General features: G+C 40.9%; 18 protein-coding genes. 14 read left to right on the forward strand and 4 right to left on the reverse strand.

Annotation, left to right across the window (positions count from 1 at the left end):
* The first annotated feature begins 501 nt into the window (after positions 1-501).
* The 7 genes from J8L86_RS01135 to J8L86_RS01165 all read left to right on the forward strand — a co-directional run bounded on the left by J8L86_RS01135 (position 502) and on the right by J8L86_RS01165 (position 12398).
* The gene (locus tag J8L86_RS01135) at positions 502-3501 is read left to right on the forward strand and encodes a TonB-dependent receptor (protein WP_055023042.1); all 3000 of its coding nucleotides are present in this window, start codon (positions 502-504) and stop codon (positions 3499-3501) included.
* 267 nt (positions 3502-3768) lie between these two features.
* Positions 3769-5358 carry a tryptophan halogenase family protein gene (locus J8L86_RS01140; RefSeq protein ID WP_211028298.1) on the forward strand — a complete coding sequence of 530 codons (1590 nt, stop codon included), beginning with the start codon at positions 3769-3771 and terminating at the stop codon, positions 5356-5358.
* Positions 5359-5437: 79 nt separating this feature from the next.
* Positions 5438-6157 carry a SapC family protein gene (locus J8L86_RS01145; protein ID WP_192022444.1) on the forward strand — a complete coding sequence of 240 codons (720 nt, stop codon included), beginning with the start codon at positions 5438-5440 and terminating at the stop codon, positions 6155-6157.
* 41 nt (positions 6158-6198) lie between these two features.
* The gene (locus J8L86_RS01150) at positions 6199-7212 is read left to right on the forward strand and encodes a cupin-like domain-containing protein (protein ID WP_211028299.1); all 1014 of its coding nucleotides are present in this window, start codon (positions 6199-6201) and stop codon (positions 7210-7212) included.
* Positions 7213-7331: 119 nt separating this feature from the next.
* The gene (locus J8L86_RS01155) at positions 7332-8849 is read left to right on the forward strand and encodes a tryptophan halogenase family protein (protein ID WP_065109169.1); all 1518 of its coding nucleotides are present in this window, start codon (positions 7332-7334) and stop codon (positions 8847-8849) included.
* 65 nt (positions 8850-8914) lie between these two features.
* Positions 8915-9670 carry a DUF6445 family protein gene (locus J8L86_RS01160; RefSeq protein ID WP_244899784.1) on the forward strand — a complete coding sequence of 252 codons (756 nt, stop codon included), beginning with the start codon at positions 8915-8917 and terminating at the stop codon, positions 9668-9670.
* A gap of 97 nt (positions 9671-9767) precedes the next feature.
* Entirely contained in the window at positions 9768-12398 is a 2631-nt protein-coding gene (locus J8L86_RS01165) for a glycoside hydrolase family 3 C-terminal domain-containing protein (protein WP_247663131.1), read from the forward strand.
* A gap of 85 nt (positions 12399-12483) precedes the next feature.
* Here J8L86_RS01165 and J8L86_RS01170 read toward each other — a convergent pair whose 3' ends face one another.
* Positions 12484-12933 (reverse strand): hypothetical protein, encoded by a 450-nt coding sequence (locus J8L86_RS01170; protein ID WP_211028300.1) that lies wholly within the window; start codon positions 12931-12933, stop codon positions 12484-12486.
* A 150-nt stretch (positions 12934-13083) separates the two neighbouring features.
* The gene (locus tag J8L86_RS01175; RefSeq protein WP_211028301.1) at positions 13084-13455 is read right to left on the reverse strand and encodes a hypothetical protein; all 372 of its coding nucleotides are present in this window, start codon (positions 13453-13455) and stop codon (positions 13084-13086) included.
* Between the two features lie 264 nt (positions 13456-13719).
* On the opposite strand from J8L86_RS01175, the gene J8L86_RS01180 reads away from it, so the two are divergent.
* From J8L86_RS01180 to J8L86_RS01190, 3 genes are all read left to right on the forward strand, one after another.
* A complete protein-coding gene (locus J8L86_RS01180; protein WP_211028302.1) occupies positions 13720-14916 on the forward strand; it encodes a cytochrome P450 in 1197 nt (398 codons plus the stop codon).
* A 29-nt stretch (positions 14917-14945) separates the two neighbouring features.
* Entirely contained in the window at positions 14946-15254 is a 309-nt protein-coding gene (locus tag J8L86_RS01185) for a 2Fe-2S iron-sulfur cluster-binding protein (RefSeq protein WP_055023051.1), read from the forward strand.
* An 89-nt stretch (positions 15255-15343) separates the two neighbouring features.
* The gene (locus J8L86_RS01190) at positions 15344-16822 is read left to right on the forward strand and encodes an FAD-dependent oxidoreductase (RefSeq protein ID WP_211028303.1); all 1479 of its coding nucleotides are present in this window, start codon (positions 15344-15346) and stop codon (positions 16820-16822) included.
* A 60-nt stretch (positions 16823-16882) separates the two neighbouring features.
* On the opposite strand, the gene J8L86_RS01195 is transcribed toward J8L86_RS01190, so the two are convergent.
* Entirely contained in the window at positions 16883-17494 is a 612-nt protein-coding gene (locus tag J8L86_RS01195) for a tRNA-uridine aminocarboxypropyltransferase (protein WP_211028304.1), read from the reverse strand.
* Positions 17495-17693: 199 nt separating this feature from the next.
* On the opposite strand from J8L86_RS01195, the gene J8L86_RS01200 reads away from it, so the two are divergent.
* From J8L86_RS01200 to J8L86_RS01215, 4 genes are all read left to right on the forward strand, one after another.
* On the forward strand, positions 17694-18305 hold the full coding sequence (locus J8L86_RS01200) for a LysE family translocator (RefSeq protein ID WP_055023054.1): 612 nt from the start codon (positions 17694-17696) through the stop codon (positions 18303-18305).
* Positions 18306-18673: 368 nt separating this feature from the next.
* Complete coding sequence (locus tag J8L86_RS01205) at positions 18674-18829, forward strand: hypothetical protein (protein WP_211028305.1); 156 nt, start codon at positions 18674-18676, stop codon at positions 18827-18829.
* Between the two features lie 125 nt (positions 18830-18954).
* Positions 18955-19413, forward strand: a complete 459-nt coding sequence (locus tag J8L86_RS01210; RefSeq protein WP_211028306.1) for a hypothetical protein — start codon at positions 18955-18957, stop codon at positions 19411-19413.
* Positions 19414-19584: 171 nt separating this feature from the next.
* Complete coding sequence (locus J8L86_RS01215) at positions 19585-21054, forward strand: capsule assembly Wzi family protein (protein WP_065109161.1); 1470 nt, start codon at positions 19585-19587, stop codon at positions 21052-21054.
* 120 nt (positions 21055-21174) lie between these two features.
* Here the strand turns inward: J8L86_RS01215 and J8L86_RS01220 are convergent, their stop codons facing one another.
* Positions 21175-22701 carry a sigma-54 dependent transcriptional regulator gene (locus J8L86_RS01220; RefSeq protein WP_065109160.1) on the reverse strand — a complete coding sequence of 509 codons (1527 nt, stop codon included), beginning with the start codon at positions 22699-22701 and terminating at the stop codon, positions 21175-21177.

A 22701-nucleotide genomic window follows, 5' to 3' on the forward strand; every position in this document is an offset into this window, starting at 1 on the left:
ACGTCTCTTTTTAGGTGCCCTAAGTAGCCAGCTGAAACATGAGTAATCGCACCAAATAACGGGCAAAGAAACCTTAAATCGGAACCCGTTAAATCAGTATATTGTCTTGATTTAAAAATGATGATTTTAAATTTGCAACAAACCAAACTCCCTACCTTAAAATTCACAATAAAAATGTAAGCGCTATCACAAAAATATTTCTTTTTTATTTCTACAAAAAAAAGCACAAAAAATAAATTTAAATCAATTAAAACAATAAACTAAAAAATTTTACTTTATCCTTTTATAAAAACAAGGTTAACAAGTTGTGACTTTTTATCGTAATTATTGTTGACGCTGTTAACAAATTAATCTAGTTTTATGTAAGCGCTTACATTAACTTTTACATAAAGGCTTTTAAAAGCGTTTACAAATGATGAATAAAACACATTACGTGAATGCGTAATCCGAATAAAAAAATCAGAGAGTAGTAGCCTGAGATCTAGTCGAGGGGAGACTTAGATGAAATCTAGAACATTCAAAAAGACCAGAATTGCCACTAGTTTGTCGGTAGTACTGAGTGCAAGCACCATGATGCCAGCATTTGCAGCAGACGAAGTCGCTGCAGATGAAAACATCGAGGTGCTTCAGGTCACTGGTATTCGTGGAAGCTTAATTAAATCAATGGATTTAAAAAGAAGCTCTGACGGTATCGTTGATGCGATTAACGCAGAAGATATTGGTAAATTCCCGGATAGTAACTTAGCAGAATCTCTGCAACGTATTACTGGTGTATCTATCGACAGACAAAATGGTGAAGGTAGCCGAGTGTCTGTTCGTGGTTTCGGTGCAGACCAAAACTTGGTTATGCTGAACAATCGTCAAATGCCAGTAACCACAGGTTCGCGTTCATTCGACTTCGCCAATATTGCTTCTGAAGCAATTAGTGCTGTTGAAGTTGAAAAAACCAGCCAAGCGAAAAACTCAACCGGTGGTATCGGTGCAACCATTAATGTTCTAACTCATCGCCCTTTAAGCTCTCCAGGTCTTAAAGCCACATTTGGTGTTAAAGCCGTTGATGACACATCAACAGATGAAGGCTCTGTAACACCTGAATTATCAGGTTTATATTCAAATACCTTTGCTGATGGCAAGTTTGGTATTTCTATTTCTGCAAGCTACCAAGAACGTGAAAGTGGTAATCAGCAAGCGCAAGTAGGTACAGGCTGGCGTAGTTTCCCTGGTATTGTTGACCAAGATTGGGGCGGCGATAACGCTGAATGGGGTGGTGTTCCAAAAGATGATAACCAAATCAACCGCCCTGGCGAAGATGATGTTTATGCAGTTCCTCAAACCACGGTTTACCGTTTTGAAGAGCAGCAACGTACTCGTACAAATGGTCAATTAGTACTGCAATACGAGCCAATTGACTCATTACGTGCAACATTAGATTACACCTACATGCAAAATGATGTTGATACTCAATCTCATGATGTTTCTGCATGGTTTAACTTCGTACCAACACAAGAAAGTACTTGGTCTGACGGCCCAGTATCTTCGCCACTTGTTTACTCTGAAACTTACCCTGATGGCGGCGCCGATTTATCAATGGCAGCTGGTGATTACGGTACCCGAGATGAAAGTGGCTCATTAGGCTTTAACTTAGAGTGGGATGCTACTGATAATTTATTCTTATCATTGGATTACCATACTTCAGAAGCTGAACGCTCACCAAACAACAAAAATGGTAGTAACAGTAACTTAAGTACAGCAGCATTTATTCGTACAAGTGCAGCGACTGACTTTACTGGTGATGTACCCGTTCTCGCTGTGGGTGGCGGTAATGCTGTTCGCCCTGAAGATATGCGCGTGACTGGTTCTGTATTTGGTAACGCTCGTAATAAATCTGAAATTGAACAATTACAAATTAACGGTACTTACGTATTTGAAGAAGCGGGTAGTATTGATTTCGGTATCGCTGCAACTGACGTTAATAACCATTCTCAATCAGTTAACGTTCAACGTAATGACTGGGGTGGTGTAGGTGCAGAAGGCGACTTTGACCCTTCATGGTTCCCTGCAGATAGTGTTCAAGATAAGTTTGATGGTTCACAAGGTGACTTCTCTGATTATCAAGGTTCTGCCTCTATTGACCCACAAGACGTTATCTTCTTATGGGACTTTGAAGCAGTAAGAGCACGTGCAGCTGAATTATACGGCTCAACGGCGATTGGTGATTGTGGTAATGGTTTCTGCCCATCGACTGATTACGCTAGCGATACTGACCGCTTCACTCAAGAAGAATCTCAATCTGCTTACGTACAATATAACTACGAAGGCGAGCTTGGTGATATGCCATTTGATGTTCACTTAGGTTTGCGTTACGAGAAAACCGATGTTGAATCTAAGTCCGCAGTATCATCGTACGATCAAGCGACTTGGATTGCGGAAACTGAGATTGCTCTAGAAAGTACAACGGCTGATAACCGCGTATTTGGTACTCAAACAGGCTCATACGATTACTTACTACCAAGCTTTAACTTCAACATTGAAGTGGTAGAAGATATCTATTTACGTGCAGCTTACAGTGAAACCATTGGTCGTCCAGATTATACCTCTATTCAAGGTGGTACGTCGGTAGGCACACTCGCTAACCGTGGTGGTGGTAGTGGTGAAAGTGGTAACCCAAGTTTATTACCGCTTGAATCAACTAACTATGATTTCTCTGGTGAGTGGTACTATGCTGAAGGCAGTTATGTTTCTGTTGGTTACTTCCGTAAAGACGTAACAAACTTCATTGACAGTAACCCTGTTAATTCAAATATCTACAACATTCCGGATCCATCAAATGGTGTTTACGTTCAAGAAGCCATTGCTGCAGGTGCAACAACCGCAATTGAGCAACGCCAGTGGATTTATGATAACTACGGCGCAACAGATCCAAACGTTACGTTAAACCCTGATAACGGTAATATCGAAATTACAGGTAACCCTGGTGACCCTGATTTAAACTTCGTGATTACCACACCGTCTAATAGCAGCGACAGCTCAGTTATTGATGGTTGGGAGTTTGCGGTACAGCACTTCTTTGGAGAGTCTGGTTTCGGTATGCAAGCTAACTACACGTTAGTGAATGCGGGTGATTCTTATGACAACTTCAACTTAAACCGTCCAGGTGATGAGCCACAAAACGTATTAACTAATATCAGTGATACAGCTAACGTTGTTGCTATCTATGAAAACTACGGTTTCTCAGCTCGTCTTGCTTGGAACTGGCGTGATGAGTTCTTGAACTCAACTGGTGACGGTACAGGTGCTAACCCATCTTACACTGAAGAATACTCGCAAGTTGACTTCAATATTGGTTACGACATCGCCGCAGTTGAAGGCTTAACAGTATTCTTCGAAGGGTTAAACATTACTGAAGAGAATACTCGAACTCATGGTCGTTCAAGTACTCAAGTACTTAACTACACACAAACAGGAGCTCGATACAGTCTTGGCGCTCGTTATACATTCTAACGTGTGCACCTTTTGCAAAATGTAAACTAAGGTCGTTTGAGGTGACTATTATGGTCACCTCTTTTTTAAGCTACATCCGTTAGCAACAAGGACGTTGCACCTTTTTTAAATTTCATTTTGATTTTTATTAATACAAATTATTACGCTATACCTCTTGTAAGTGATTGAAAAATATTCAATGCTAAATAAACTCAAAATCACATTATTCTTAGTAACAAACATTTCAATACAGCCTTAACGATAAAACAAAACAATAATAGGCAGATTATGGAACACGCGATAAGAGACATCATTATTGTTGGCGGCGGCACTGCGGGATGGATTACCGCTGGCATTTTGGCTGCTGAACATAACGCTGACAATGGCAAATTATCGCCCTCCCCTAAGCTCAACATTACATTAATTGAATCACCAGATGTTGCCACTATTGGTGTTGGTGAAGGCACTTGGCCTTCAATGCGCACGACGCTGAAAAAAATCGGTATCAGTGAAACTGAGTTCTTAATCAGCTGCGATGCAAGCTTTAAACAAGGCTCTCGTTTTATCAATTGGACCCATAGCCCAGACGCTGATCTAACCAAGCAACCCCGAGAGCATTACCTTCATCCATTCAGTTTACCAATTGGCACTAACGAAATTGATTTATGCCCTTTTTGGCTGCCTCACCGTCAACAAGTCAGTTTTGCTGACGCTGTTGGCCAACAAAACCAACTGAGTATGCAGGGCTTGGCACCTAAACAAATTACTACCGGTGAATACCAGTTTCAAAACAACTACGGTTACCATCTCAATGCGGGTAAATTTAGTCAGTTACTGCAACAACATTGTACCGAAAAGCTCGGTGTAACTCATATTCAAGACCATGTCAGCGATATTCAAAAAGCTGAGAATGGCGATATTCGTTCATTAGTCACTCAACATTCAGGCGAGCTGACAGCAGACTTCTTTGTTGACTGTACAGGGGTAAAATCTTTGCTACTCGGTGAGCAAATGCATGTACCGTTTGTATGTCAAAAATCAGTGTTATTTAACGATTCAGCGTTAGCGATTCAAGTCCCTTACCCAACTGATGATACTGAGATTGCTTCATGCACTCATTCAACCGCACAAACCAATGGTTGGATATGGGATATCGGCTTACCGACAAGACGTGGTGTGGGCCATGTGTATTCGTCTAGCCATACTGACCAAGCGCAAGCTGAACAGCAATTGATTGACTACTTAAGACCCAGTGTCAATGTTGACCTCGATAACCTTGATATTAGAAAACTATCAATAGCACCAGGTCACCGAAAAATTTGCTGGAAAAACAATTGTATGGCAATTGGTATGGCATCGGGATTTATTGAGCCGTTAGAAGCCTCTGCATTAGCATTAGTTGAATGGAGCGCCAATACCTTAGCGCAGCAACTACCTGCCAATAGACAAGTTATGGATATTGTTGCCACTAGAGTCAATCAACGATTTTCTCAGCATTGGCAACAAATTATTGAATTTTTAAAGTTACATTATGTATTAAGTCAGCGCAGCGATAGTGATTATTGGCATGATCATCGAGAGTCATCGACCATACCAGAATCATTGCAACAGCAGATAGCGCTATGGCGAACCCAAACGCCCAATAAGCATGATATTCAGCACACTGACGTCTTATTTCCCGCTGCAAGTTTTCAGTTTATATTATACGGAATGGCGTTTGAGACCCATGTGCCAACTCACCTAAAACCAACGCTTCAACAGCGTGCTCAGCAATTGTTTACTGAAAATATCAAGCGAACCCAGGGATTAAAGCAAATCCTGCCAACCAATCGCGAGCTGCTCAATAAAATTCGTCAATATGGCTTGCCCCATATTTAGCAACAAGATAACAATAACTGTTTTCTTTTGAACAATTGAAAAACAGCAAAAACCAATAATATTTGATTAGGATGTCAGCATGAACAAACCAGTATTACTCAACAGTGTCGATCATAAAGATATTAAAATTATTACCGAACGCTCAGAAAAGTACGGTGATAACCTATGGTATACAGTGACTTTTCCGGCTGAATTCAGAAGTGTTCAAGCGCACTATCCCATCTTTTTTCAAAAAGACAGTAATACAGGTCAGTTTTACTCTGTTGCCATGTTTGGTTTTCAACATAAAGAGAATTTGTTTTTACAAGATGGCAAATGGCAAGCATCTTATATCCCGCTTACCGTTCGTCGTCAGCCATTTTTAATCGGCCAACAAACTATTCAAGAAGACGGTGTAGAGCAAGTACAACGTGTGATTCACCTTGACCCTAATCATCCTCGTATTAATGAAACTGAAGGTGAGCCGCTATTTTTTCCATACGGCGGTAATACACCGTATTTAGATGAAGTCGGTGAAATGCTTGAAGTAATCCATCATGGGTTAATTGACAGTAAACAGTTCATTGAAACACTCATCAAGCTAGAACTGCTTGAATCATTCACTTTAGATATTGAACTTGATAATGGCGCCAAGCACCAAATGATAGGTTTTTACACCATCAATGAAGAAACCTTAGCAAGCTTACCTGCCGAAACTTTAGGTGAGCTGCATCAAAACGGCTATTTGAACGCAATTTATATGACATTGGCATCACAATCCAATATCAGACAATTACTCAACTTTAAAAATGCACAATAGATAGCAATGTCTCGTTAGGATTATTTAAAAGGTTGTAGTCAATGGAAAAAAAGCAGGCAGTCAGGGTCATTGATAACACTGAAATCAGTCATATTTTAGAAGTGATTGATAACACAGATGAGCCTGTGATTTTTAAAGGCGCATGTGCCCATTGGCCTATTGTGCAAGCAGGACAACAAAGTGCAGAAGCTGCTGCACAATACTTACTGACATTTTATCAAGAAGCACCAGTTACCGCCTATTATGTTTCCCCAGAGCATAAAGGGCGTGTTTTTTATAACGAGCAAGTCAATGGTTTTAACTATCAAGCAGCGCAGCTAAACTTACGCCAAGTCATTGATAAGCTATTTACCCATAAAGACGATGCCCTTCCACCCAGTATTTATATGGGATCAACAGAAATTAATCAGTTTCTGCCAGGGCTTGCTGCTGAAAACAGTCTAACATTTGACAAGATTCATCCTCTGACAAGTGTGTGGTTAGGCAATCAATCTCGTATTGCGGCGCATTTTGATTTTCCTCAGAATCTAGCCTGTAACGTTGTGGGAAAGCGAACATTTACCTTATTCCCTCCTGAGCAAGTAGGCAATTTATATACTGGCCCAATGGAATTTGCACCCGGCGGCCAAGAAATCAGTATGGTGGATTTTGATAATCCTGACTTTGAAAAATTCCCCAAATACCAACATGCCCTCAACGCTGCTCAAACTGCCGAGCTAGAGCCTGGCGATGTACTGTATGTTCCAAGCATGTGGTGGCATCAAGTCAGTGGTATCGAAGCATTTAATGTACTCATTACCCATTGGTGGCGAGATACACCCGCTTACCTAGGAAGACCCAATAACGCCCTAGCACTGGCAATGCTCAGCTTACGCTCTTTACCTAAAGCGCAACGACAAGCTTGGAAGGCGCATTTTAATCATTATATTTTTGACCATGATGACGATGACGTTTCGCACATACCAGATTCAGCTCAGGGCATGCAAACTAAGCCACTGGATGAATTAAACGCACGTAAGTTAAGAGCAGACTTAATAAACAAGCTCAAGCGGTAATCGCCTCTGTGATACTAATGTGCGGCCATTTGATTTACACAAACAGCAACTTAACGAACAAAATCAACAACGAAAATAAAATTACCTCGGGTATAAGTTGATTCAAAGGACATTTTGTTATGCAAAAGCAAGCTTCAAATACAATAAGTTCAAACAAACCGATTAAAAAAGTCGTGATTGCCGGTGGTGGTACTGCGGGCTGGATGGCTGCAGCTGCATTAACAAAGTTACTGGGAAAACACCTAGAAGTGGTGCTGGTTGAGTCAGACCAAATAGGCACCGTTGGGGTTGGTGAAGCCACGATTCCAACGCTACACATCTTTCACCGTTTACTTGGCATAAAAGAACAAGATGTCATGGCTGCGACCAATGCAACCTTTAAGCTCGGAATTGCATTTGAAAACTGGCATGACGTAGGTAAAGATTATATTCACTCCTTTGGATTTTTAGGCAAAGACTGTTGGGCATGTGGATTTCAACATTTTTGGCTCAAAGGGCAACAACGCGGTATCGTCAGCCAAATTGGTGATTACTGTACCGAGCATTTAGCGGCTCGTGAGGGGCGTTTTGCCGTATTACCTAATCAAGATTACAACCATGCCTACCATATGGATGCCACATTGTACGCCAAGTTCTTAAGGGGTATTGCTGAGCAACATGGCATCACCCGAATTGAGGGCAAAATTAAAGAAGTCCTCCAGCATGATGATACTGGTAATATTCGCGGATTAGCCCTTGAATCAGGAGACGTTATCGAGGGTGATTTGTTTCTTGATTGCACTGGATTTAGAGCGCTGTTAATTGAGCAGACTCTCAATACCGGCTTTGATGACTGGAGTCACTGGTTACCTTGCGACAGCGCCATTGCGGTGCAAACTAAAACCACTGAAAAACCGATTCCTTATACTCGCTCAATTGCGCGAGAATCAGGCTGGCAATGGCGCATTCCACTGCAAAGTCGTACAGGCAATGGCTTAGTATTTTGCAGTAAGTACATGAGCGATGAAGAAGCTAAAGCCACCTTGATGGACAATATCGAAGGTGAACCATTAACAGACCCTCGTGTCATCAAATTCCGCACAGGTAGCCGCCGTAAAACCTGGCATAAGAACTGTGTTGCTATAGGTCTATCTTCCGGGTTCTTAGAACCCCTAGAGTCCACCAGCATTCATTTAATTCAACGTGGCATTGTGCGCTTATTGCAAATGTTCCCTTCTCAAGGGCTCGTTGAAGAAGACATTAATGAGTTTAATGAACAAACTCGCACCGAAACTGAAAATATTCGCGACTTTATTGTTTTGCATTACAAAGTCACTGACCGAACTGATAGCCGATTCTGGCGTTATTGTAAAAACATGAGCGTACCTGCATCACTTCAACACCGAATCGATATGTTTGATGCATCTGGCAAAGTATATAAACATGGTAATGAGTTATTTGGTGAGAGCTCTTGGATTCAAGTCATGATGGGACAGGGTCTTGCTCCAAAACAATACCACCCAATTGTTGACATGATGGAAGATGATGAGCTAGAAAACTTCCTTGCATCAATAAAGGCAAAAGCAAAACAAAAAGTAGCAAACTTGCCTGATCATTATGATTTCGTGCAGCATTACTGCAAGTCAAAAATGCTGTAAGTCTGCAATGCAGTGAGTAAGCTAGGAACGTTATTAAGTCACTAAATGAAGTGTAAAGGTAGAGTATGACAAGTTCTCAATCACAGCGTCAGCGGGCGCAAGATATGAAAAATCTCGATTCATTGGTGTTAATCAACAAGCCTTTGAACCCTGAGATCCATTATATCGGTGAGCTGCAAACGCCTGTGATTGTTATCGATGACTTTACAACCGATTTATCAGCGTTACAGAATTATGCTAACCAAATCGACTTTAATCTCGATAAAGGCTCTTACTATCCAGGTGTTAGAGCCAAGCTCCCTAGAGACTACGTCATTGAAGTGCTAAATCAGGTATTTCAGCTGATTTACGATGTCTATAAAATCCCTAAAAACTTGCGTATCAAGCCGCAAGCGACCTACTTTTCATTGATAAACCGACCACCGGAAAGTTTAACGACTTTGCAGCGTATTCCTCATTTTGACACCCCAGCGCCATATTATTTTGCATTATTACAATACCTTAATGACAGTACACATGGCGCCACGGCTTTTTTTAAGCATCAACCAACAGGTTATGAGCGAATTACACAAGCGAATATGGATAATTATTTTCGCGCTGCTGAGCCCTATTTACAGGCGTTAGCGCCCTTTCCAGCGAAATACTTCGTTGACAGTAATGAATACTACCAGCAATACCATCAAGTCGATTACAAACAACATCGATTAGTCATTTACCCTGGAAACTTATTGCACTCAACCTTAGTTGATCAACAAACGGATATAGATAGTAATCCAAGTTCCGGGCGCTTAACCGCCAATATATTTATCAATGTGACATAAGCGTTGAGCAAATTATCTCGTTATTCGAATCCACTAATTCGAAACCAGCTGCAGTAAATAACCAAATTAAATAAAAATAATCAGCAAGGACTCTGACATGACAATGAAACATCGCCACAAAATGAAAGCGCTTACAAGAGGTATTAAACACGCCCTGGTTGTTTCCCTTTCGGCATCAATGCTTATCAGTACTTCCAGCAGTTTCGCTCAATCAGATGGGATGAACACTAATCAGAACCATGCGCTTTCTGTATTAAGTCAATCTGAGCAGCAGCGTTTACAGACACGACTATCGAAAGTAGAAGCTGAAATTGAAAGATTACTGCCTCAACTGACTTTAGAAGAAAAAGTCTCCTTAGTGCATGCAGGGGGTAAATTTCATATCCCAGCTATCGAGAGACTCAATATTCATGAAATGTGGATGTCGGATGGGCCTCACGGCGTACGCTATGAAATTGACAGAAATTCATGGGCACCAGCTGGCTGGACTAACGATTACTCTACCTATTTACCGCCACTTACCGCTGTCGCGGCAAGTTGGGATCCGAACATGGCGAGCTTACATGGCAATGTGCTTGGCGCTGAGGCTCGCCACCGTAATAAAGATCTCATACTCGGCCCAGGTGTCAACTTGGCTCGTTTACCTCTTTACGGTCGTAATTTTGAATACATGGGTGAAGATCCTTATCTCGCTGCAGCCTTGGTTGTCCCCACTGTCAAAGCCATTCAAGCCAACGATGTTGGTGCAACTGTCAAACACTATGCCCTAAACACTCAAGAACTAAATCGCACTGGAGTGAATGCAAAACCCGATGAACGCACATTACGTGAAGTTTACCTGCCCGCTTTTGAAGCTGCAGTTAAAGAGGCCAACGTTTATGCCATCATGGGAGCATATAATGAATTTCGCGGAACTAACGCTAACCAAAGTCATCACCTTATTAAAACCATCTTAAAAGGTGAATGGGGCTACGAGGGCGTGTTGTTAACTGACTGGAATGTCGATATTAATACCTATGACGCTGCGATGAATGGCCTTGATATTGAAATGGGCACAGATGTCGCAAGTTATGATGAGTATTTTCTCGCAACACCGCTGCTAAACATGATAAAAGCTGGCAAAGTGCCTGAGTCAGAGCTTGATGATAAAGTACGCCGAATTCTTAGAGTACAATTAAGTATTGGCATGATGGATAAACAGCGATTGTCAGGTGAGCGTAATACTCAGACTCACCGAAATGATGCGCGCACCATCGCTACTAATGGCGTGGTACTGCTTAAAAATGACGGTAAAGTGCTGCCTTTAGATGCCCAAAAAGTTAACAATATCTTAGTGCTTGGCCCTAATGCAGATAAACGTCACGGCTTTGGTGGCGGCTCATCAGAAGTAAAAGCATTGTACGAAATCAGCCCATTAGACGGACTCAAGGCCAAGTTTAAACAAGCAGGAAAAAACGTTAATATTCAGCATATGCGCCCTGCAAGTAGTCAGTTTATGCCTATCCCTAATGATTACCTTACGACACGTCATTGGACAGGCACCCCTTCTTGGCAGATTAACTACTATGCCGATAAACAACTTAATCAGCTAACCAGTGAATCTTGGATTGCCGATCCCCAATTCGATGCCAAAAATCAGCCTCAAAATGTTGAGATAAAAGCCAATATTAAGCCAGTTGAATCAGGTAAGCATACCTTAAAAATACTAGCGGATGGCGATGTTAGCCTTGCTGTTAATGACAAGGTATTAGTCAATAAAAAAGCAAACCCAGCCAACATTATCGAGTATGTCATTGAGCTCACCGCTGAAGAGACCTATGCCATTAGATTAATTTATCAAGGTCAACAGCAAGTCACTTTAGGCTGGGAAACGCCAAACAGTTTATATAACGATGAAGCTGAATATTTAGCAGCAGCCAAAAATGCCGATGCCGTGTTGTATTTTGGCGGCCTGAGCCATGCTGATGATCGTGAGTCCATTGATCGCCCAGATATGAAGCTTCCAGGTCAACAAGATGAAATTATCAATAAACTCCTTGCGGTTAACCCGAATACTGTTGTGTTTATCATTGGAGGCTCGGCAGTTGAAATGCCATGGGCAGACAAAGCTAACGCTATTGCTTGGGGCTGGTACGGCGGAATGGAAGCGGGCCATGCTTATAGTGACATCCTCTTTGGCGATGCCAACCCAAATGGAAAAATGCCTATCACTTTACCTAAGTCATTACAGGACACCGCACCGATAGCGTTGAATGATTACAATGAAACGGAGTCGTTATATTCCGAAGGCGTATTTATTGGTTATCGCTGGTTTGAGCAACAAAAAATTGCTCCTGCATTCCCTTTTGGCCATGGCTTATCATACAGTCAATTTAGTTATGACAATATCAAGCTATCTAAAAGTACAATGGCTGAAGGTGGCACAATGACCATTACAGCAGACATTACTAATACTAGTGGCATTGATGGTGCCGAAGTCGCGCAACTATATCTTCATGACGTAAAAGCCAGCGTCTCGCGTCCACAAAAAGAGCTAAAAGGTTTTGATAAAATATTGCTCAAAGCGGGCGAAACGGGCCAAGTTAGCTTTACTTTAACTCAGCGAGACCTGTCTTTTTGGGATATTAACTCAAATGATTGGCTTGCTGAGGCGGGGAAATTTACTGTAATGCTTGGCTCATCAGTAGAAGATATTCGTTTGCAAAAAAGCTTTAACTATCAAAAATAGCAAGACGGCTTGCTAGACGAATCTTATCCAGCATTTAAAACAGCGTATACCGATTGAGTGACTCACGGTTTACGCTGTTTTTGATTTAGGCCTTTGTAACATCATTAAGTGAAATTGTTTTAAATACGCCCAATAACCCGATACCAAAAATCACATAAAACAACTTCATTGCTGAAAACTCTACTGTTACAGCAGATGCCTCAAGGTGACTTGAAAGTGCTTTAGCAGAAAACACCTCAACGACAGTTAATAGAAACGGATACGTAATCAGTAATAAAGCGGAAAGCTTCAATAGGTGAATAGACGTTGGACGCGCGATAAACCCAGCAATGCTTACCAAAGATAAGCCCATCACGGTATTACTCAACAATAATAATCCTGCAGCGACTCTAACTTGAGCCTCATTAGCATCACCAGCAAAAGGATAAACCTCGACAATTTCAGTCAAATAACTTGCGGGTTGAATTAATCCCCATAATGGATACAAAACAACGACGCTTGCAGCGATATATAACAATCCTTTGATAGCACACATTTTCTTTCCTTTGATGTTTATCTAATGTTCAGTTTCTAACGTCTGTTTACTATAGGCTCGTATTTTATACGTCATATTTTATGTAAACTTTGGCCATTTTTAAGACATTAATGTCAGCTTCAAGTTCAACCCTCAGCCCTAATCTTTAAGCTATCGCTTTTTGGGTTTCAACATAGAAGCAACGACAAGCAACATCACAAAGGCAAAAATATCAAATAAATAGCCCTTTCCTTGCTCAATTTGGCCAAAAGGAAAAGCAAGAGAAAAAGGCGCATGAAAAGGAAAAACCTCAAACGGAGTCAAGGGTCTAATTACCTGCGATGCCATGAGTAATAACACTAAGCTAATGCCTCCTTTATCACCATAAAGACTACTAAGCGTGCCGATAATGGGAATAACAATAAATACAATGGCATAAATAAATTGTTGCCAAATTGTCTTGTCTGCATATGAAAACAATAATAAACACCCTGCTATCAAGGCATATATACTCAGCGTGATGGCTGTTAATTTGTGTACCACGTTCAATCCTTGTTTTGCGAGAGTCTATGCCAAAAAGTATTCACTCACTGACTCTATCCCATCTGTTTCATCCGTTAATCCGTTCTTAAGGTTAATGCGCTTGTATTGACTGCTTCTATTTCACAGCAACCATGCCAATAGTGCAAATATTTGATACTTCTGGCCCTAATATGCGTATTTAGGCATCGATTGATGCCATAGGATTAACACTGTTAATTTAACAAGATAACCGTTTTTTAGTCGCCAGCACAGGGGAATAGTGACATGAATAATAATCGCCCGATAAATCGATGCCCTATTAACCCTACTGACCAGTTACCTGATGTTTTTGAACAAGCACGTATTACAAAAGGATTGGGTTTCATTGAAGATCAGGATGATCCTGTGACGATGATTTTAGGGTTAAAAGACGTACGAAAGTGTGCTCATAACTGGAAGATATTCCAATCTGGGGCAGTTCCAGGGCGCATCGTTGTTCCTTCAGAAGTCAGTATTAGAGAGACAAGGCAAATTCCTTTTGAGCTAGACCCTCCAGAGCATAAGCAATTTCGTGATTTACTTAATCCATGGTTTAAAAGACCACTGGAACAAGGCTATATCAACTCATTACAACAAATCATTGCAGAACTCGTTGATGATGTTATTCACAATGGTTCGACCGATATTGTGAGCGAATTTTCGCTAAAACTACAATCTCGGGCACTCACTTTGCTTTTAAATGTACCTTATGAAGAATCCTTAGTCTGGATTAATTGGGGCACCCATGTGTTTCGCAGTAACGAGTCAGAGTTAGATGGCGAAAAAGCCGCAATCTTATACGATTATATTGATAATCAAATTGAATTAGCCATAAAAATGCCAAGCGACAGCCTTTACTCATCCTTACTTAGTGCCAGTATCGACGGTAAAAAGCTATCTAAAGAGCAAATTAAAGGCGTGATGATATTAACCTTTGCAGGCGGCAGAGATACGGTGATTAATGCTGTCACCAATACCATTGCCTACTTTGCCAGTCAGCCATCGTCTCTTTCTCGACTCAGAAAAGAGCCCGAAATTATACCCAGAGCTGTCGAGGAATTAATTCGCTATTTTTCACCGTTAACTCATATGGGCCGAGTCGTTACCCAAGATACAGATGTGGCTCAGCAGGGAGTGACAGCTGACTCACGGATATCACTTTGCTGGGCTTCAGCAAATCGCGATGCCTCGGTTTTCGAACAACCAAATGAAGTCATTTTAGATAGAAAAATTAACCCTCATGTCGCTTTCGGCTTTGGAACACATAACTGTCTTGGAGCCACCCATGCAAGGCAAATAATCAAGACGCTCATCACGACACTAACCAATAAAGTTGACACGATTGAGGTGCTATCACAACAAGATAACATCGAAGACTGGGGCGCATTTCAGCGAAAAGTCGGCTATGAGCAACTGAATGCGATATTCAGTCCTTACCGATAACACCACACTAAATATAGAAGGAATTTACCATGGCAAAAATTACATTTATTACTTCAAATGAACAATCAACAACAGTTGAAGGACATCAGGGTTCAGTCATGGAGCTAGCAGTTGAAAATAACATTGAAGGCATTGATGGAGATTGTGGCGGTGTTTGTTCTTGCGCTACCTGCCATGTATATGTGGCCTCTGATCAACTTGATAAAACAGGTGCTATCAGTGAAATCGAAAAAGACATGTTAGAGCTTGATGATAATGTCACAGAATTAAGCCGGCTTTGCTGCCAGATAACGCTATCTGATGACTTAGACGGTCTTATATTAACCGTAGCGCCATAGCGCGATAGTTTTTCGCAATAGTCGCTACCCACTCAATTCACCCAATAACGATTAACTTCAACCACGGTATTTCATTAAACAGGCCAAATATGACTATTCAACTTACTGATAATGCAATACAGACGTTAACCCAAAATGATACCTGTGTGATCATTGGCGCAAGTCATGGCGGCGTTAACCTTGCTTTTTCACTGAGAAAACAAGGTTGGCAAGGTAATATTATCTTGATTGATTCAGATCCAAATTTGCCCTACCACAGACCTCCTTTATCGAAAGCTTTCTTACTTAATCATAATGTGAATGAATGCGCTAGCCATAAAAACCATCTTGAACCCAGCAGTATTCAACTAAAATCCCCAGATAGTTATCGCAAGCAAAACATCACCCTTAAATTGGGGCTCACGGTAACGGAAATTAATAGAAACGCCAAACAAGTGACATTAAGTAATGGTTCAAAACAAGCTTATGACAAGCTCGTATTAGCCACAGGAGCAAGACCTTTTATTCCACCAATTTCGGGCTTAAAAGCTTGTAAACAAGCTTTTTGTTTAAGAACCGTTAGTGATGTCAGCCGCATTAAACAGGCCTTAGCTACAAGTGAGCAAAAACGCGTCGTTATTATTGGTGGCGGTTATGTAGGACTAGAAACCGCTTCTTCATTAAAAAAGCTTGGTGCAACGGTGACGGTATTAGAAAGAGAGCCGCGTATTTTAGCTCGAGTCACTGCCCCGCTAATGTCTGAATTTTTTACCCAATTGCATCAAGAAAATCAGGTTGAGGTATTAACCGACAAGTTAGTTCAACAAATCAGCACATCAAATTTGAATAATGATAAAAATATGCCATTAGCACATAAGATTACCTGCGCAGATGGCAGCAGCTATATTGCGGATGTCATTGTGATTGGCGTTGGTATTACAGTTAACACTGAGCTTGCCAAAGCGTGTGGGATTAAACTCGCATCTGATATGCCTAATGAGCAGGCTAATCATAATGAAGCAAATGGAAATGGCCGTGATAAACCTAAAAGCCCCCCCAAATCTGGGATATGGGTAAACGCTTCATTGCAAACCAGTGACGAGAATATTTTTGCAATTGGTGACTGCACATATCATCACAATCCACATTATGACCGTATGATTCGGCTTGAATCAGTACAGAACGCAGTTGAACAAGCCAAAGTTGCAGCAAAGGTAATTGCACAAAATCAAAAAGATCACTATTCAACAGCGCGTTCAATGCGTATTGAAACAACATTGAATGAAATTGAAAAGTTAACATACCAAGCCTTACCTTGGTTTTGGTCTGATCAATTTGATACTAAATTACAAATGGTTGGCTTAGCCCAAGGCTATGATGAAGTCATTAAACAAGTTGAAGAAAACAAGCCAACGTCATTTTCAGTTTGGTACTTTAAAGGAGATACTTTACTCGCTGTCGATGCTATCAATCATGCAAAAGCCTATGTGCTTGCCACTAAGATTATCCAAAACAAATCCAATGTAAATAAAGCTAAATTACAGAACAGCTTATTAACGACGAAAGTGGAGCAGCTCATTTTAAATTAATAATGAATATATGATTAATTAAGTAATACATTAGTTTCGATGACTTTAGTTTCGATAACTTTAGTTTCGATAACTTTGCTCATCAGCAATTTGCTGAACAAGTAATGCCATTATCTGCTCAGCTTTTTGGGGCTCACCTGAAGCTGAAAGTATATGTGCTGCGCATTCTGCAGTACATAATCCCCCTTCAACTTGATTTCGTCTAAGTTGATAAATCGACTCATGCTGGCTAGATATCGAGATTTTTTGTAACGCCTTTAGGTAGTTACTGCGATTATATATTTTGCGTGCCTCTTGCCATGTTGCATCGATGAGTATTAACGCATCAAACTTATCTTGATTTGTTTTTTGCTGTTGCTCTCGGTTTTGATCTTGGTTTCTCTCTTGGTGCTGTTCTTGTCTATGTTCTTTAATTTGCGCAACGTTTGTATGCATTTGGCAAAGTGATTGTTGAGCCGTCGCTTCTGGTACTTTAGCATCATTGAGTTGTTGATTATCAGGATACAATAATCCCACTTTGCACGTGTTAATCATATTCAGTAATTGAAGATCAGGGTTTACTCTATCCCAAACCACAACCAAGGCATCGTCTTTTAAAATGGTGGTCACGCATCTGCCAGTATTATTTAGCCGACTGATTTCTTTTTGGTGAGTAAGTAGCACTATCTTCATATAAGGAGCCAAGGTAAATAGGAATAAGAATAGGGATATCGCAGTATTTACAGTCTGTTGTACAAACTGAATGTTATCACTATTCAGAGTGATAGCTCCAATACACTAGCGAAAAAAACAGGTACAATTCAGCGACGGAATATCTTGAAGCACACTCAGCTTGATTGATAACAGCGATAAGTAGGGAACTTAATAAACAATGGAATTGCAGCAATCATTAAGCCTACTCTTTACCATGTTAGTGCTGGCTATCATTCCTGGGCCAGTGGTATTTGCAATTATTTCACGGTCATTTTCACATGGCCTTCTTGCGGCCATGCAGCTGTTTTTAGGGGTATTAATTGCTGATTATATTTTCATTTGCACTGCTTTATTTGGCTTATCTGCTTTAGCCAATGCAATGGGGCCCAGTTTTATCGTCATAAAATATGTCAGTGCGGCTTATCTTTGTTGGTTAGGCTTTCAATTATTTCAAGCTCAGCGTCAATCTAATCCAATGGCCACTGGGACAAAAACATCGGCTTATCAAAACCTAATGACAGGATTAATGATTGGATTAAGTAACCCCAAAGCGATTATTTTTTATGTTGGTTTTTTCCCTGCGTTTGTTCCACTACATACCACGTTAAACGATGTTATTCTTGTCATGCTGATTTCAACATTGGCATTTGGCAGTATCAATTTGGGCTACTCGTTAATGGCCACACAGGCCAAAAAAGTTTTTCGTTCAGCTAAAGCCATCCGGGTGATTAATCGCACCGCTGGAAGCATCATGATTTCTGCAGGCATGCTCATCGCAATCAATTTATAGCCCAACATCAAAGCGCAGCTTATTAATCGACTCGTATTCCATTTCGCAGACACAGTAATGTTAACCGCGCGATCTATTGTTAAATAATCAACCACATTCACGCTGCCAGTTTTCACATTTGTTACAGCGCTGGTGTTATTTCTCTTATCAGCAAACAGAACACTTAATACATCACATATTCAAGGTTAAAATATTGATTAAATATCAAACGTTTTTTAACATTATCTACGCCTTGCCACTTATGTAACTAGCTCAATAATCAAGTTGGAGTTAATTACATCATGTCCCAAGCGAGATAATAACAAGTCAGGGGGCTAAAAATGATAATAGAAGTCAAAGTGCACTGCAGTCATTGCAAAGAACACATCATGACTAATACTCGCTACTATCCTGATGGGTTAAGCGAATGCTTATGCCCAAGTTGCCAAACTCATTGTGACTTTAGCCAAACAATAGTCGAAATGCGGTCAGTATCTAAGTGGTACAACCCATTTAGCTGGGGTAAAACGGTTCCTTTGTATTAATAATTATTGGTTAACAATATTGTTCAAGCTGTATTGTTCAGCCTGTTTTGTTCAACTTCAGTACAGCTAGTACCAATTAGCATAGCATCAAGTTTTTCGTCACCGTTATTTAAACAGGGGTTATCATGCAAATTCAATCTTATACTGCCGCTCAACAAATGAGTGCGAATACTGTTAGCCCAGCCAATAGCACTCAGCAAAATACGTCAGTAAATAAGCCGTCAAGTGAACAAGTCAGTCATCTTAATACGACTCAACGAGATTCAGTAACGATAAGTGCTCAAGCCATGGCCTTATCACAAAGTCAATCAGAGCCTGAAACTCAACCTAGCTTGCCAAATAACGGCGAAAAAGTGGAGAACTATGTCCACTATAAAAAAGCTCAGACCCAATATCAGTTTTACTCGGACTTAGCAGGCGTAGCCAATGGCAGTGACGATTCGATAAGTGCAACTTCAGCTTATATCATCAAAAATAATGATGATGCGAGAGCTGCAACTGTCAATGCCGCAAATATGAATAATCAACAAAACATGTTAGATGCTTATGTTGAAACAACAAAAAGTATAAATGAAAGTGTGTAAGCAGCGAATAAGCAACATTATTCACATCTAATTCATCACTTGTTTCAATACTTACCTAACAAATTGAAAAATTGTCTTCAGTATTAGTGCTCTAATTCAATAGGCTGTTATCATTAACGATAACAGCCTTTTTTATTAGTTGATGTATTTGTTCATCTTAAAGAGTACCTAATGAAGTTAAAATTTTTAGCAGGGATAGCATTACTTAGCAGCTTTTCAACACAAGCTGCTTGGTGGATTGAACCTACCGACTTACCGCTTCGCGCTGATATTCAATTACTTGCTGATACAGGTATCATCCTTCAGCCAGTCACCACCTTCCCTCTAATGTGGTCAGGGATAAAATCTGATTTAGATAATGCCGTTGATAGCCCAATGACTGTGCATCAAAAAGATGCTTTTCATCGGGTGATGCGGGCCTACGACAAAGACCATCAAACGGTCAGTTTAGGTGCCAGCTTATCTGGGGCAAACGAGGAAGCTCGCTTTATTGGCTATGGTAATGATTACCGCGATAAAGCCGAAGTGGAGTTCACCGCTGAAGTCACCAAAGACTGGTTTAGTGGGCGATTAGCTGCCAGTTATCATTACGATGCCATTGATGGTAACGAGTCCCGATTAGATAATAGCTTTGCTGCCGTTAAGCTGGGCAATTGGATTGTGACAGGTGGTGCAGTCCAAAAATACTGGGGGCCAGGTTGGGACTCAGGTTTAATACAAACAACGAATGCACGCCCAATGCCAGGCATAACTTTTTCTCGTAACAACAGTAATGCATTTGAAACGCCATGGCTTAATTGGATTGGCCCGTGGACTTTCACCACAAGCTTTAGCCAAATGGAAAGTGAGCGTTATGTACCTGATACCCAACATTGGGGGGCTCGAGGTACCTTTAAGCCTATATCTAAACTAGAGGTAGGTTTTTCATGGACTATGCAATGGGGCGGCGAAGGTTATGGTAATAGCCTTTCAGACTGGTGGGATGGTTTGTTTAACGGCGGTGTTAATGAAGGCGATAAAGAAAATGGCCAAGAAAACATGCTCGCAGGTTATGATTTCAGATGGTCAGATACCGCATGGGGAGTGCCTTATGGCATATACTACGAGCGTATTCATGAAGATTATCATAAAGGTAAAAATCGTTTAATTAACGCATCAAACATGGGTGGCGTTGATATTTTCATTGCCGATTTAAACACTCGATTTTTTGCTGAATACTCAGATACTGCAGCATCATGTGGCGTCGAATCTGACGTTTATAACTGTATGTATGAGCATGGCTTCTACAAAAGTGGTTACCGTTATTACGGGCGCAGTCTCGGCAGCACCTATGATAATGACTCAAGAGTAGTGGTATTAGGCGGGATCACTCAGCTTGAGCATGGGCAGAGCCTAAGCACCAAATTCCGTTACGCTAAACTTAACTTTGATGGAGTAGATACTGGCAACCCTTCTGGTGGAAACCCAGTTTCACCTGGTCGTTACGAGCGCTTATATCAACTCGATGCCAGTTACCATAGACCATTCTATGCAGGTAAGTTAAAAGTCGGCGGTACCATTGGTTACAGTGAATACCCAGAAATTGATACCAGTAGTGACTGGGAAACGACCTTTTATGCAGGTTGGGAACGAGATTTTTAATTGCTGAAAAGTCGTTTTTACATAAAAAGCCCATCATATGATGGGCTTTTTATTTGAACCTTTTACGCTATCTGCTGATGTTCTATCTCTGTGCAACTACTCCAGTGATAAAATAATGCTCTACAAACCTTTGTCTTCCCACTGCTGTTTTTTACGGTAAATCGTTGAAGGACTGACATCTAATAAAGCAGCCGCTTTGGGGATGTTGCCATCACATTGTTTAATGGCGGTTTCAATGGTGATTTTTTCAGTAAGCCACAAAGGTTGAATATCTTCTTCCGATTCGATAGCGTTTATTCCACTATTAACTGGCATATTGTTATTAACAATATCATCTGATGTCGCGGCAGCGACGGTACTCTCACCAACAGCATGCGCTTGAGGTTTAGCATGAATATCTGTCACTGTTGCGCTCGTTACTGCTGTTTGTGCAACCTGTTCACTGACCTTGACAGATTTAACATTGGCTTGAGATAAAGCCGCAGTCACTTGAGCGGGTAACATGGTAATCGCAACTTCATCAGCCACATTTAACACTACGACTTGGCGAATAATATTTTGTAATTGCCGCACATTGCCAGGCCATGAATATAGGCCAAAACAACGTTCAACCTCTTTGCTAAAGCCTTTAAAGTTTTTGCCCTCTTCTTTGCTGTATTGCTTTAATAGCTTTTTAGCAATAGCAATAACATCTTTCCCCCGTTGTCTTAATGGCGGTAATTCAATCGGAATAACGTGAAGACGATAATATAAATCTTCTCTAAAACGTCCTTCTTGCACTTCTTTCCAAGGGTCTCGGTTAGTTGCACTAATAAACCTGACATCGACTTTTTCTTCTTTGCTGCCACCCACACGCTGAAAAACACCCGTTTGAATGAACCGTAATAACTTACTTTGCAGTTCTAAATCCATTTCACATAGTTCATCAAGAAATAGCGTACCACCATCTGCACGAGTAGCTGCACCATCACGATGACTGACTGCGCCAGTAAATGCCCCTTTTGTATGGCCGAAAATTTCACTCTCAATGAGATCTTTTGGAATTGATGCACAATTTAAGGCAATAAATGGGGCTTCTGATCGAATTCCAGCTTCATGAATCGCTTGTGCGCACACTTCTTTACCTGTGCCACTTTCACCCACAACAAACACAGAAGCCTTACTGTTAGCAACACAATCAATGGTGTTGTATACCGTTTGCATTGCCAGTGAGTCACCGATAAAACCGTGAAAATTGGTTTTCGGTAAACTGTTCTCATAATTGGAAACTAACGCTAATAAATCCCTTTGCTTTAAAGCGTTACGCACGGTAATCGATAAGCGTTTACTGTCGAATGGTTTGATCAAAAAATCAAATGCACCTGCACGCATTGCATCTACAGCGAGATCAATCGTGCCATGGGCGGTGATCATAATAACGGTAATATTTGGGTATTCTTTTTGCACCTTCGTTAAGATATCCATTCCTGACATGTCAGGCAGCTTGATATCTAATACTAATAAGTCTGGTTGCTTGCGCGCTAATTCTTTTAACGCATCTTCGCCAAAGTTAACATGAGTGACTTCAGCCCCTTCTGCGCAAAGGTACTCACTATAAAGTGCGCCTAAGGACATACTGTCTTCTACAAGAATGGCACTAAAACCCAT

Origin of the sequence: Shewanella sp. MMG014, from assembly GCF_018100775.1 — a bacterium.
In the GTDB taxonomy this organism is placed as follows: Bacteria; Pseudomonadota; Gammaproteobacteria; order Enterobacterales; family Shewanellaceae; genus Shewanella; species Shewanella japonica.